The sequence below is a fragment of the Streptomyces sp. NPDC029466 genome, from assembly GCF_055574515.1.
This window is the reverse complement of record NZ_JBVHZH010000035.1, coordinates 1-13,182: the sequence shown is the minus strand read 5'-3', so window position 1 is coordinate 13,182 and position 13,182 is coordinate 1. Positions and strand designations below refer to the sequence as shown.

At 71.3% G+C, this 13,182-nt stretch carries 9 protein-coding genes; 7 read left to right on the top strand and 2 right to left on the bottom strand.

Going from position 1 to position 13,182, the window contains the following annotated elements; genetic code table 11:
* Window positions 1-89: 89 nt before the first annotated feature.
* From ACZ4XD_RS24880 to ACZ4XD_RS24865, 4 genes are all read left to right on the top strand, one after another.
* Window positions 90-311: a Trm112 family protein gene (locus tag ACZ4XD_RS24880; RefSeq protein WP_468045481.1), complete on the top strand. Its 222-nt coding sequence runs from the start codon at window positions 90-92 to the stop codon at window positions 309-311.
* 77 nt (window positions 312-388) lie between these two features.
* Window positions 389-1,525 (top strand): SIS domain-containing protein, encoded by a 1,137-nt coding sequence (locus ACZ4XD_RS24875; RefSeq protein ID WP_468045479.1) that lies wholly within the window; start codon window positions 389-391, stop codon window positions 1,523-1,525.
* Between the two features lie 77 nt (window positions 1,526-1,602).
* Window positions 1,603-2,838 (top strand): mannose-6-phosphate isomerase, class I, encoded by a 1,236-nt coding sequence (gene manA, locus ACZ4XD_RS24870; protein ID WP_468045477.1) that lies wholly within the window; start codon window positions 1,603-1,605, stop codon window positions 2,836-2,838.
* A 279-nt stretch (window positions 2,839-3,117) separates the two neighbouring features.
* Window positions 3,118-4,077 (top strand): cation diffusion facilitator family transporter, encoded by a 960-nt coding sequence (locus ACZ4XD_RS24865; protein ID WP_468045475.1) that lies wholly within the window; start codon window positions 3,118-3,120, stop codon window positions 4,075-4,077.
* Between the two features lie 525 nt (window positions 4,078-4,602).
* Here the strand turns inward: ACZ4XD_RS24865 and ACZ4XD_RS24860 are convergent.
* Window positions 4,603-6,780, bottom strand: a complete 2,178-nt coding sequence (locus tag ACZ4XD_RS24860) for a fructose-specific PTS transporter subunit EIIC (protein WP_468045602.1) — start codon at window positions 6,778-6,780, stop codon at window positions 4,603-4,605.
* A 523-nt stretch (window positions 6,781-7,303) separates the two neighbouring features.
* Here ACZ4XD_RS24860 and ahcY point away from each other — a divergent pair.
* Complete coding sequence (gene ahcY, locus ACZ4XD_RS24855) at window positions 7,304-8,761, top strand: adenosylhomocysteinase (protein WP_468045473.1); 1,458 nt, start codon at window positions 7,304-7,306, stop codon at window positions 8,759-8,761.
* Window positions 8,762-8,932: 171 nt separating this feature from the next.
* Window positions 8,933-9,547 (top strand): hypothetical protein, encoded by a 615-nt coding sequence (locus tag ACZ4XD_RS24850; RefSeq protein WP_042156566.1) that lies wholly within the window; start codon window positions 8,933-8,935, stop codon window positions 9,545-9,547.
* 578 nt (window positions 9,548-10,125) lie between these two features.
* Here the strand turns inward: ACZ4XD_RS24850 and ACZ4XD_RS24845 are convergent.
* Window positions 10,126-11,265, bottom strand: a complete 1,140-nt coding sequence (locus ACZ4XD_RS24845) for an RDD family protein (RefSeq protein WP_468045471.1) — start codon at window positions 11,263-11,265, stop codon at window positions 10,126-10,128.
* A gap of 113 nt (window positions 11,266-11,378) precedes the next feature.
* On the opposite strand from ACZ4XD_RS24845, the gene ACZ4XD_RS24840 reads away from it, so the two are divergent.
* On the top strand, window positions 11,379-12,386 hold the full coding sequence (locus tag ACZ4XD_RS24840; protein ID WP_468045469.1) for a stage II sporulation protein M: 1,008 nt from the start codon (window positions 11,379-11,381) through the stop codon (window positions 12,384-12,386).
* Window positions 12,387-13,182 lie beyond the last annotated feature (796 nt).

Sequence of the window (13,182 nt, the reverse complement as noted above, 5' to 3'; positions counted from 1 at the left end):
CACCACCCGGAATCCCCGCCGAGCACGCCTCCCGCCCCCGCCCGGCGGTACGCTGGCCAAGCCGCAACCGCCCCGAAGGAGCAGCCTCCATGCCGGTCGAAGCCAGCTTGATCCAGATCCTTGCCTGCCCGGCATGCCACGCCCCACTCCAGGACCGGACCGCGGACTCCGCGTCCGACCCCGAGCTGATCTGCACCTCCGGCGACTGCGGCCTCGCCTACCCCGTCCGGGACGGCATCCCCGTACTCCTCGTCGACGAAGCCCTCCCCCATGGCCCTCAAGGCGTGGGCGGTGCCCCCAGCCCCGCCTGACCGGCCGCCGCCGGGCCCGCCCCGGCGCCACCCGGCATACCCCCGCCCGATCCGGCGATTCGGAGGCCGCGCCCACCATGCTCGATGAGTCACTCCTCGACACCCCTGACGCGCTGGCCGGAGCCGACCGCTTCGGTCTGCTGCGCGGCGTCGCCGAATCCGGCGCCCGGGTCCGCACCGCCGCCCGCAGCGCCGCCGAATCCGGCATCCCCGAGCTGACCCCCGACGGGCGGCCGCGCGCCGTCCTCGTCGCCGGCCCCGGCCCCGCCGCGGCCGGTGTGGCGGACCTCCTCAGGGCGCTCGGTGGCGGCAACTGCCCGGTCACCCTCATCCAGCCCACCGGCGTCGCCCCGCTGCCCGGAGCGCTGCGCTGGGCGCTGCCCGGCTGGGCCGGACCCCTGGACCTGCTGCTGCTCCCCGGCCCCGATGCCGCCGACCCCGGTCTCGCCGAGCTGGTCGAGCAGGCCTCCCGCCGCGGCTGCGCCGTCGTCGCCGTCACCCCCGCCGGCGGCCCGCTCGCCGACGCCGTCACCCAGGCCCGCGGCCTCGCCGTCCCCCTGGCGACCACCCCCTACGACGCCGAATTCGACGTCGAGGGCGCCCCGCCGGCCGCCCCCGGCACCCTCTGGTCGGTGCTCATCCCGCTGCTCTCGCTCGCCGACCGGATCGGCCTGCTCAGCGCCCCGCCGGAGGCCCTGGGCAAGCTCGCCGACCGCCTCGACCAGCTCGCCGAACGCTGCGGCCCGGCCATCCCCACGTACACCAACCCCGGCAAGACCCTGGCCGCCGACCTCGCCGACGCGCTCCCGCTGATCTGGACCGAAGGCACCATCGCCGGCGCCGTCGGCCGGCACTTCGCCACCGAACTGGCCGGGCTGGCCGGCCGCCCCGCGCTCGCCGCCGAACTGCCCGAGGCGCTCGCCACCCACCGCACCCTGCTGGCCGGCGCCCTGGCCGCCGGCGCCGACCCGGACGACTTCTTCCGCGACCGGGTCGAGCAGCCCGCCGCGATGCACGCCAGGGTCGTGCTGCTGCGCGAGACCGAGCCGGGCCCGCTGTCCGCCACCCGCGCCGCCCAGGCGCTCGCCGAGGAGCGCGACACCGCCGTCAGCGAGCTGGAGGCCGATACCGGCAGCGACCTGGAGAAGGCCGCTGAGCTACTGGCCATCGTGGATTTCGCCGCCGTTTACCTGGCGCTCGCCGGGACCGAGTGATCTTTGACGGTCGGCCCGCATCCGCAGGCCCATAGCGCACCCCGCAGCACGTACCACTGTCAGGAAGCAGCCGCCCCATGGACCGCCTCGCCAATACCGTGCGCCCCTACGCCTGGGGCTCCACCACCGCCCTCCCGGAGCTCCTGGGCACCGCGCCGACCGGCGAACCCCAGGCCGAGATGTGGCTGGGCGCCCACCCCGGCGCCCCCTCCCGTATCGACCGCGGTGCCGGCCCGGTCTCCCTGGCCGAGGTGATCGACGCCGCCCCCGAGGCCGAACTGGGCGCCGACACCGTCCGCGCCTTCGGCCCCCGGCTGCCCTTCCTGCTCAAGCTGCTCGCGGCCGGGTCCCCGCTCTCCCTCCAGGTCCACCCCGACCGGGCGCAGGCCGCCGAAGGCTTCGCCGACGAGGAGCGGCGCGGCATCCCGATCGACGCCGGCCACCGCAACTACAAGGACACCAATCACAAGCCCGAGTTGATCGTCGCGCTCACCCCGTTCGACGGTCTGTGCGGCTTCCGGCACCCTGCGCAGGCCGCGGACCTGCTGGAGGGCCTGGGCGTCGACGACCTCAAGCCGTACGTGGACATCCTGCGCGCCAGCCCCGAGGAGGACGCACTGCGCGAGGTGCTCACCGCCGTACTCGGCGCCGAACACCACGCGATCGCCGGCACCGTCGAACGCGCCTCCGTCGCCGCCGGCCGGCTGGCCGCCGAGGGCGGACCACACGCCGACGCCTACGCCGCCTACGCCGTCCTCGCCCACCACTACCCGGGCGACCCCGGCGTCCTCGCCGCCATGCTGCTCAACCACGTCCAACTCCAGCCCGGCGAGGCGCTGTTCCTCGGCGCCGGCATCCCACACGCCTACCTCGGCGGGCTCGGTGTCGAGCTGATGGCCAACTCCGACAACGTGCTGCGCTGCGGACTGACCCCCAAGCACGTGGACGTCCCGGAACTGCTGCGGGTGGTCCGCTTCGAGGCCGGTGACGCGGGCGTGCTGCGCCCCGAGGACGTCAACGGCGAGGAGGTCTACGAGACCCCCATCGACGAGTTCCGCCTCTCCCGCTTCGTGGCGGCCCCCGGCGCCGCACCGCACGCGCTCCCCTCCCGGACGCCGCAGATCCTGCTGTGCACGGCGGGCACCGTACGACTGCGGGAGGCCGACGCGGAGACGGGGGAGGGGGCGGGGGCCGGCGACGGTGACGGTGCCGGGCTGGCCCTGGCGCCTGGCGAGTCCGTGTTCGTACCGGCCGGCGAGCGGATCACACTCTCCGGAGACGGCACGCTGTTCCGCGCGACGGTGGTGGCGTAGAGGTGGCGTAGTGGTGGCGTGGCGGTCTCGGCACCATCCCGTCCGGCTCGCATCCGGCCCCGGTCCGGCCTCGGTCCGGTTCGCGTCGCTCGGCGTGACCCGGCCGCCGACCAGGGCGCGGCTGCTGTGGCAGCGCCACCGGCAGCCTCGTCCGGGCGGCCGGAAACCGTCCGCCAGGTGGCCTCCTGGTCGCCGCCCCGGGCCGGGCTGCAACAATGACCGCCGCACAGCATTAAAGGGGCGGTAAAGCCCGGACGACGGAAGGGGTATGCGGCACCTATGAGCGCATCAGGCGGGACAAAGGCGATCGTTGCGGCGCTGGGCGCCAACCTGGCGATCGCCGCAGCGAAGTTCGTGGCCTTCGCCTTCAGCGGCTCGTCCTCGATGCTGGCGGAGGGCGTGCACTCCATCGCGGACTCCGGCAACCAGGGCCTGCTGCTGCTCGGCGGCAAGAAGGCGAAGCGCGCGGCAACCGCCGAGCACCCCTTCGGCTACGGCCGCGAGCGCTACATCTACGGCTTCCTGGTCTCCATCGTCCTGTTCACCATCGGAGGCGTCTTCGCCCTCTACGAGGGCTACGAGAAGATCCACGACCCGCACGCGCTGGACAACTGGTACTGGCCGGTCGGCGTCCTGGTCTTCGCGATCATCGCCGAGAGCTTCTCCTTCCGTACGGCCATCAAGGAGTCCAACGAGCTGCGCGGCAAGCAGACCTGGGCCCAGTTCGTCCGCCGCGCCAAGGCCCCCGAACTGCCGGTCGTGCTGCTGGAGGACTTCGGCGCCCTGGTCGGTCTGGTCCTGGCGCTGGGCGGCGTCGGCCTGACCCTCGCCACCGGCGACGGCATCTGGGACGGCATCGGCACCATGTGCATCGGCGCGCTGCTGGTGCTGATCGCCCTGGTCCTGGCCGCGGAGACCAAGTCGCTGCTGCTGGGCGAGGCGGCCGGCCCCGAGCAGGTCGCCAAGATCCGCGCCGCGGTCGTCGACGGCACGGTCGTCACCCGCGTCATCCACATGCGCACGCTTCACCTCGGCCCCGACGAACTGCTGGTCGCCGCCAAGATCGCGGTCCAGCACGACGACACCGCCACCGAGATCGCCAACGCCATCAACGCCGCCGAGGCCCGCATCCGTGAGGCCGTCCCGATCGCCCGCGTCATCTACCTGGAACCGGACATCTACAACGAGGCCACAGCGGCCGCGGGCTCGGACCCGTCGAAGACCCCCGGCGGACAGTGAGCCGTTCGGACCGGGGGCGCGGGCCGGGTGGCCCGGTGGCTGGGGGACTGCTGGACGGCTGGTGCTGGTCGGCTGGGTGCCGACGACGGTTGACTGAGGTCCGGGGGCTAGGTCCGTCGGGCCTGCGGGGCCGCTGAGCCCCAGCCTTACGGGACCGCGGGGCCTCCAAGCCCACGAGACCGTTAAACCAGCCGCACGGGGCTGCTGGGCCTCCAGCCCATCGGACCGCTTACGCGCCGCAGGCCCAACTCCCCCCCCCACCGCCGCAGAACGCGGCAAGGCCCCCCGCACTCCCCATGAGCGCGGGGGCCTTCGCTGTCTCCCACGAGTACGGAGGCACGATCACGCTGCGAGCCTGGGGGGACTGGGCGCCACGGGAATGGCAGTACGGGAATACCGCCCCCGGCCCACCACGTTGTGGGCCCCGAGGGGGCCCACACCACCCCTACGGGATGTGTTCGCCCCCGCCCTACTGGATCTCCCTGCAAACCACTGGATTCCCGGCCATCACTGGTTTCCCGTCCACTACTGGATCTCCCCGAGAACGCGCAGAATCCCGGCCTCGTCCTCCGCGCCCTGAAGCCGGGCCCGGAAGTCCGCATCCATCAGCTTCCGCGACAGCAGCGCAAGGATGCGCAGATGCTCGTCCCCGGCCGCCGCCTCCGGCACCGCGATCAGGAAGACCAGCCTGGCGCGTGTGCCGTCGAGCGAACCCCACTCGATACCGTCCGCCGACCGTGCGAAGCCGACGACCGGAACGGTCACGGCGTCCGTCTTGGCGTGCGGGATGGCGATTTCCTCACCGAGCCCGGTCGTGCCCTGCGCCTCACGGGCCAGCGCCACCCGGACCAACTCGTCGACGTCCGCCACCTTGCCGGTAGTCGCCACCAGCTCGGCCATCTCTCGAACCGCCGCCTCCTTCTCGTCCGCGACGAGCTGCGTCTTGACGGTCTGACCGGTGATGTAGCCGGAGAGCACCTCGGGACCGCGGGCCTCGCCGCCACCATCACCCTCGTCGCTGACATCGTTGCCATCGGCGCTAACGGGGCCATCAGTGCCAACGCCACCATCAGCACCAACGTCGCCATCGCCCCCGACGGTCTCCCCGCCCGTGCCGCCCGCGTCCTCCCCCGGGCCGCCAGCAGGCGCAGGAACGGAACCCGCCGCCGCGACCGCCCGCGACGCCACCCCGGCACCGCCACCACCGCCGGCATCGCCACCACCCCCGGCACCGCCACCACCGCTGGCTCCACCACCCATGCCGCCCCCGGCCTCGACCGGCTCCGCTCCACCCTTCCGCCGCTCCGCGACATCCACCAGCATCACCGTCGTCAGCGCCGTGACCACCGAGCCCGCCACTACGGCGAGGAAGAACGCCGGCACTCCGCCGACCGCGCCCAGCACCGCCACGATCGGTCCGCCGTGCGGCACCGCGTCCGTCACCCCGATCGTCCCCGCGAGGGCACCGGCCACCGCACCGCCGAGCATGTTCGCCGGTATGACCTGCGCGGGCCGTGCCGCGGCGAACGGAATCGCGCCCTCCGAGATCCCGAAGAGCCCCATGAACAGCGCCGCCATACCCGTCTCGCGCTCCTGCTCGGAGTACAGGCGGCGGCGGACCAGCGTGGCCAGCCCCTGGCCGAGCGGCATCACCGGGATCGCCGCGGCACACATGCCCATCACGGCCTGGTGGCCGGACGCGATCAGCCCCGCACCGAACAGGAACGCGGTCTTGTTGACCGGACCGCCCATATCGAACGCGATCATGAGGCCGAGGAGCGCGCCGAGCAGAATCGCGCTGGACCCGGTCATCCCGCCGAGCCAGTCGGTGAGATGCGTGAAGACCCAGGAGATGGGCTTGCCGATCACGTAGATGAAGAACAGCCCGAGCACCGTCGTCGCCACGATCGGGATCACGATGATCGGCATGATCGGCCGGGCGAACTTGGGGACCTCCACCTTCTTGATCCACTGCACCAGATAGCCGGCCAGGAAGCCGGTGACGATCGCGCCGATGAAGCCCGCGCCCGCCTTGGAGTCGTACAGCGAGCCGGTGTTGGCGATCCAGCCGCCGATCATGCCCGGCACCAGCGCGGGCCGGTCGCCGATCGCGTAGGCGATATAGCCGGACAGGACCGGCACCATCAGCGTGAAGCCGATGACGCCGATGTCGTTGACGTGCTTCCAGAACGAACCGTCGGGGATGACCAGACCGCCGTCCGCCTGCGGATGCCCACCCAGCGCCAGCGAGATCGCGATCAGCAGACCGCCGACCACCACGAACGGGATCATGTAACTGACGCCGTTCATCAGCGCCTTGTACGCGACGCTGCGTTCCTTGCCGCTACCAGGCCCCCCGGGAGCCGGCGCGCCCTGGGAACCCGCACCGGCCCCGTCGCCCTCCGCGCGCCCGTACACCGGCGCGCTCCGCACCCGCTCCATCAGCTCCTCGGGATGGCGAATGCCCTCGGCGACCCCGACCGCCAGGACCCGCTTGCCGACGAACCGGCTGCGGTCGACGTCCTTGTCGGCGGCGATGATGATGGCGTCCGCCTCTCTGACATCGTTGTCAGAGAGAAGATTCTCAGCCCCGATGGAGCCCTGCGTCTCCACCTTGATCTCGTGCCCGAGGGACCGGGCCGCCTGGGTCAGCTTCTCCGCGGCCATGTACGTGTGGGCGATACCGGTCGGGCAGGCGGTCACTGCGAGCAGCTTCAGCCCCTGCCCGCTCGTCCCCGCGCTCTTGAGGGGCTCAGCTGGACTGGTGGTCACGTGGCTCTCCTTACGAACGTGCGCGCGGTCGTGCCAGTGGTCCGCGCTCCAGGCATCCTGCATGACGGCACGGCGCCCGCACACCCCTCCGACGCCGCCCTCCGCGCCGGCCGGGACACCGGCCCTCGGCCCACCGGACCCCAGGAATCACCGGCCGTCCCCGCGCCCCTCCTTGGCTGGGACAGCACTGGACCGGCCCCTCCGGGCTGTGGTTCACGCGGTCGATCGGTGTAGATTCGTGACCAGTGCCAGACGTCGCTGCTGATGGCGGTCGGGCGGCCCGCACCGCGGACCGGCCGAGGGAGAGAGGGCCTCCGACGGACTGCGCTGTGGCCAGGGGGAGAGGTGCGTCCGCTTCCGCGTACGCTCGAACTCCCCCAATGATTGCTGGGGGACCCCAGCCCGCGCCGCAGACTGCCCGCCCATCCACCTCGACGCTCGAGGAGCAGCCCGCATGACGACAGCAGCCACCGGCCAGGACTTCAAGGTCGCCGACCTGTCCCTCGCCGCTTTCGGCCGCAAGGAGATCACCCTCGCCGAGCATGAGATGCCCGGTCTGATGGCGATCCGCAAGGAGTACGCCGCCGCCCAGCCGCTGGCCGGTGCCCGCATCACCGGTTCCCTGCACATGACCGTGCAGACCGCGGTCCTGATCGAGACCCTGGCCGCGCTGGGCGCCGAGGTCCGCTGGGCCTCCTGCAACATCTTCTCCACCCAGGACCACGCCGCCGCGGCCATCGCGGTGGGCCCGAACGGCACGCCCGAGGCGCCCCAGGGCATCCCGGTCTTCGCCTGGAAGGGCGAGACCCTGGAGGAGTACTGGTGGTGCACGGAGCAGGCGCTGACCTGGCCCAACTCGCCCACCGGCGGCCCGAACATGATCCTCGACGACGGTGGCGACGCCACCCTCCTGGTCCACAAGGGCGTTGAGTACGAGAAGGCCGGCAAGGTCCCCGCGATCGAGACCGCGGAGAGCGACGAGCACCGCGCGATCCTGGAGCTGCTGACCCGCACGCTGGCGGAGTCCCCCCAGAAGTGGACGAACCTGTCCTCCGAGATCCGCGGTGTCACCGAGGAGACCACCACCGGCGTGCACCGTCTCTACGAGATGCACCGCGACGGCGACCTGCTCTTCCCGGCGATCAACGTGAACGACGCCGTGACGAAGTCGAAGTTCGACAACAAGTACGGCTGCCGCCACTCCCTGATCGACGGCATCAACCGCGCCACCGACGTCCTCATCGGCGGCAAGACCGCCGTGGTCTGCGGCTACGGCGACGTCGGCAAGGGCTGCGCGGAGTCGCTGCGCGGCCAAGGCGCCCGCGTCATCATCACCGAGATCGACCCGATCTGCGCCCTTCAGGCGGCGATGGACGGCTACCAGGTCACCACCCTGGAAGACGTGGTCGAGACCGCCGACATCTTCATCACCACCACGGGCAACAAGGACATCATCATGGCGTCCGACATGGCCCGGATGAAGCACCAGGCGATCGTCGGCAACATCGGTCACTTCGACAACGAGATCGACATGGCCGGTCTGGCGCAGCTCGAGGGCATCGTCAAGGACGAGGTCAAGCCGCAGGTGCACACCTGGACCCACCCGGACGGCAAGGTCCTGATCGTGCTGTCCGAGGGCCGCCTGCTCAACCTGGGCAACGCCACCGGTCACCCCTCCTTCGTGATGTCCAACTCGTTCGCGGACCAGACGCTGGCCCAGATCGAGCTCTTCACCAAGCCCGCGGAGTACCCGACCGACGTCTACGTGCTGCCCAAGCACCTCGACGAGAAGGTCGCCCGGCTCCACCTCGACGCGCTCGGCGTCAAGCTCACCGAACTGCGCCCCGAGCAGGCCGCCTACATCGGCGTCCAGGTCGAGGGCCCGTACAAGCCCGACCACTACCGCTACTGACCCAGCGGCGATCACCGGCCGGTCAGCTCCCCTGACCAGCTGGTGCTCACCCACAGCAGCCGGTGACACCAGGCCCTCGCCCTCCACGGCGGGGGCCTGGCCCATAAGGTCTCCATACAGACCCGCCATCCCCAACGCACCGGCCCGTCGCCGGCCGAAGGACTGCCCCCGATGCCCCGCGGCCACTACTCCCTCCACGACCCGCACGATCACACCCCCCTGGGTGAAGAGCACTTCCACTGCGCCACCGGCCCCTCCGGCTGGCGCTATGTCTCCCAGATCGTCAACCCCTCCGGCGACCACACCGGCTCCGTCGATCTCACCCTCGACGAACTCGGCCGCCCCATCCGCCTCGAACTGCACGCCTCCGCCTGGCAGGTCCGCGGTGCGGCGCTGGACGGCGTCACCTGGGTACGCACCGACCCGACCGGTGAGCACGCCACCGAAGGCAACGTCCCCGCCCACGCCTTCACCGGCGCGTCCCCCGCGTTCCTCATCGCCACCGCCCGCTTGCTGCGCCCCGCCCTCGGCGCCGGCGCCGTCCGCACCCGCCTCGTCGCCTTCACACCCCCCGTCCTCGCCCCCCGCACTCTCGACCAGTCCTGGGCCCTGCTGAAAAGCACACCACACGCCACTGACAACGCCCCGCTCATCGCCGACGAATACCAGGTCAACGACCTGGAAACCGGCGAACAGCACACCGTCCACATCGCCGGCGACGTGGTCCTGTCCGCCCCCGGCATCGAACTCGAATCCCTCGAGTCCCCACCGTCGACCTTCTCCTGACCCGCCCGCTCCGCTCCATCGGCCGCACCTTCCCGCGCGCGGCGTCACGCAGGCGGGGCCAACGCCCACATCTCGGAGGCGCAGAGCCTGAGTGCCGGGGCGGCGTCCCCAGCCCCGCGCGCAAGGCCTCCGGTACCGGCTGCGGGCACACGGCACCCTCACGCCACGGCCACCTGGCGATCGGCTCACCCTGCACCGGCCGCGCGACCTCTGATCCCCGACGTGCCACGTGATCCCCGACGTGTCACACCGCCTGACCTCGACGCCTCGCCCGCTGCTCGGCCCCCCGTCGCCGTACGCAGCCACGGCCCGCCGCACATGGGACGGACAGCGCGACGGAGGCCCGCTCTCGGCGCCTCACCGCCACCACGGGCTACGCGGTGCCCTACAACCGCCGTGGCCTCGGCGCCCGCCCCGTCCCACGCATCCGCTGCAGCACCCACACCTCGTGGCTTCCTCGCCACGCCAGGGCCAGGCACACCGTGCCGTATCCGCTCACCACCGGCACGCACGCGAAAGCCGGACGGACCCATCACCGCAACCCGAGCCCAACACACCCCGCCACGCCCCCGGCCGCCTCACACCGGCGGCGCAAACCCCGTACGTGGCGGCCGCCCTCCGCCACCATCCCCCGCATCACCCGCACGCCCCCGCGACGGCGCCCCCACTGACCCGGCACCGTCACCAAGCGTCCTCCCGGCGCCGACACCGGCACCGGCCCCGGTCTCAGCAGCCCCGGCCCCACCCCCAGGCGAAGCCCAAGCCCCGCCCGCCGGCGGCGCCCCATCCCCGCCCCCGGAGGTCACGACATCCGCCGGCGTCCCCGTAGGCCCGCCAGACGGCCACGGCCCACCGGCCCAGGTCCCGTCACCACCGGCGCCAGGTTGCCCACCGGGAGCAGCCTCTCCCCACCCCACAGGCCCAGCCCCGACAGCTCCCGTCGGCCCGGCCACCGCCGCCGACGCCGACGTCCCGAACGCCCGCCGAGACTCCCGCGCCTGCCGTTCCCCGGCCACCGCCGCGAGATACGCCGCCGGATGCACCCCCTCAGGCGCCGGCACCCCGGTGAACCCGCGCAAGTCCTCCGCCAGCCGCCCGGCCATCGCCCCGCCGACCTGCGGATCCAGCTGTCCCATCCGCGCCAGGTACTGCCGCACGGTCAGCCACCACCCGTCGGGCACTCGCGAAAGGTCCAGCGCCCCGAGCTCCGCCACCAGCCACGGAGGCGGTGGCGGCAGTGCCGTTCCGGCCTCCGCCACGGGCATCCGTTCCCGTATGACCAGCGTCCCGGCGAACACATCACCCAGCCGACGCCCACGCGCCGACACCAAGGACGCAATGGCCGCCACGACCCCCATCGTCATCACGATCTCGATGGCCCCCATTGCCCCGCGCACCAACGCGTGCCGGAACCGGATCGGGCCGCCGTCCTCCCGTACGACCCGCAGTCCGCAGATCAGCTTTCCCAGCGACCGGCCCTGACTCAGCGTCTCGATGACGATCGGGATCCCGACCTGCACCAGCACGAACGCCGCCACCGATATGGCCGCCACCGCCGCACTGTCCATGGACGAGGTCGCGCTCACCAGGATCAGCGAGATGCCGATGTAGGTCACCCATGCCACGGCCACATCGACCGCCACCGCCAGCCCCCGGCTCGGCAGCCTGGCCGGCCGCAGGCCGAGCACCACCGCTTCACCCGTGACGAGTTCACTCACGCCGCGCCCCACTCCCTCTCGATCCCCGAAATCCCGCCCACCCCACGCCGGGCACGGCCAGTCTGCCAAGCTGACCCGGCACTCACCCACGGCGCTGCGAGGAGCGACACCCTATGGACCTCGATGTCTTCATCACGGCCCACAGCGCCGAATGGGACCGTCTCGAAACACTGCTGGGCCGCAAACGCCGCCTCACAGGAGCCGAGGCCGACGAACTGGTCGCCCTCTACCAACGCACCACCACACACCTCTCCCTGCTCCTCTCCAGCGCCCCCGACCCTGCGCTGACCAGCCGCCTCACGTCCCTCGTGGCCCGCGCCCGCAGTACAGTCACCGGTGCCCGCAAGGCCTCCTGGCGCGACACCGCCCGCTTCTTCACCACGGCCTTCCCGGCAGCCGTCTACCGCCTCCGCCACTGGTGGATCCCCACCGCGATCCTCTCCACGGTGGTCGCCGCCCTCATGGGCTGGTGGATAGCCGCACACCCCGAGGTCCAGGCAGCCATCGGCGCCCCGGAGGACCTCCGTGACATGACCCGCCCCGGGGGCCAGTACGAGACCTACTACTCCAGCCACCCCGCCGCGTCCTTCGCCGCCCAGGTATGGACGAACAACGCCCAGGCCGTTGCCCTGTGCCTCGTCCTCGGCGCCTTCGCGGGCCTCCCCGTCCTGTGGATCCTCTTCCAGAACATGCTCAACCTCGGCGTCGGCATCGGCCTGATGTCCTCCGCGGGCCGCCTCGACACCTTCCTCGGCTTGATCCTCCCGCACGGCCTCCTCGAACTGACCGCCGTCTTCGTCGCAGCCGGCATCGGCCTCCGCCTGGGCTGGACCCTCATCGACCCCGGCCCGCGCACCCGCCGTACGGCCCTCGCTGAGGAAGGCCGCTCCGCCCTAGGCGTCGCCATCGGACTCGCCGCCGTCCTCTTCATATCCGGCGCCCTCGAAGGATTCGTCACCCCTTCCGGCCTCCCCACCTGGGCCCGCATCGGCATCGGCATCGCCGCTGAACTGGCCTTCCTCCTGTACGTCTACGTCCTGGGCGGCCGCGCCGTCCGCGCCGGAGCAACCGGCGACGTCGACCCCGCCGACCGCGAAGCCGCCCTGCCGACCGCCGCGTGATGTGCATCGAGCCCCGCTGACCTGCTAATCTCCTCTTCGCCCCCAAAGCCCGTTGACACAGGCAGCAGGGGGAGGTAGATTCGAACGGTTGCAACGAACTGGACAAGTTCATCCGCGACGGTTAGTCTCTTCTCCGCTTCGGCCGGAATTTCAATTCGGCGAAGCGCAACCGACCACTTACCGGAAGCCCCGGCCGTTAATTCGGCCGAACGCCTTCTGATAAAGTCGGAAAAGCCAAAAGGCAAACCCCTTCCGACGGGGATTCGGAAGCCAATTCGGACTGGCAACAGGCCGGAACGGATCTGATAGAGTCGGAAAGGCCGAAAAGCGAAAGCCAAACGGCCGAGCCCGCTCCAGCAGGGCGCCAGAGACGGAAACGGATCTGGTAAGGTTGGAAACGCGAAGAAGCCGAAAGGCGGAAACGCACCGGCGAAAATCGGGCCCGCAAGGATCTGATAGAGTCGGAAACGCAAGACCGAAGGGAAGCGCCCGGAGAGCCTGGTGAGACAGGCACAAAGGAAGCGTCCGTTCCTTGAGAACTCAACAGCGTGCCAAAAGTCAACGCCAGATATGTTGATACCCCGTCCACCGGAAACACTCCGGAGGATGAGGTTCCTTTGAAAAGCCCACCACGGCCCATGCGGTCGGGGTGGCACACACAGCGAGGACGCTGTGAACGACCGGACCTATTCCGTCTGGTTGTTCCGCTCTCGTGTGTGTTTCACCGGATTACCGGTAAACATTCACGGAGAGTTTGATCCTGGCTCAGGACGAACGCTGGCGGCGTGCTTAACAC

What these genes read in the sequence shown, in the direction of transcription:
- ACZ4XD_RS24865 (WP_468045475.1), top strand. Translation starts at nt 3,118, where the DNA reads ATGAGCGCATCAGGCGGGACAAAGGCGATCGTTGCGGCGCTGGGCGCC.
- manA (WP_468045477.1), top strand. Translation starts at nt 1,603, where the DNA reads ATGGACCGCCTCGCCAATACCGTGCGCCCCTACGCCTGGGGCTCCACC.
- ACZ4XD_RS24880 (WP_468045481.1), top strand. Translation starts at nt 90, where the DNA reads ATGCCGGTCGAAGCCAGCTTGATCCAGATCCTTGCCTGCCCGGCATGC.
- ahcY (WP_468045473.1), top strand. Translation starts at nt 7,304, where the DNA reads ATGACGACAGCAGCCACCGGCCAGGACTTCAAGGTCGCCGACCTGTCC.
- ACZ4XD_RS24875 (WP_468045479.1), top strand. Translation starts at nt 389, where the DNA reads ATGCTCGATGAGTCACTCCTCGACACCCCTGACGCGCTGGCCGGAGCC.
- ACZ4XD_RS24850 (WP_042156566.1), top strand. Translation starts at nt 8,933, where the DNA reads ATGCCCCGCGGCCACTACTCCCTCCACGACCCGCACGATCACACCCCC.
- ACZ4XD_RS24840 (WP_468045469.1), top strand. Translation starts at nt 11,379, where the DNA reads ATGGACCTCGATGTCTTCATCACGGCCCACAGCGCCGAATGGGACCGT.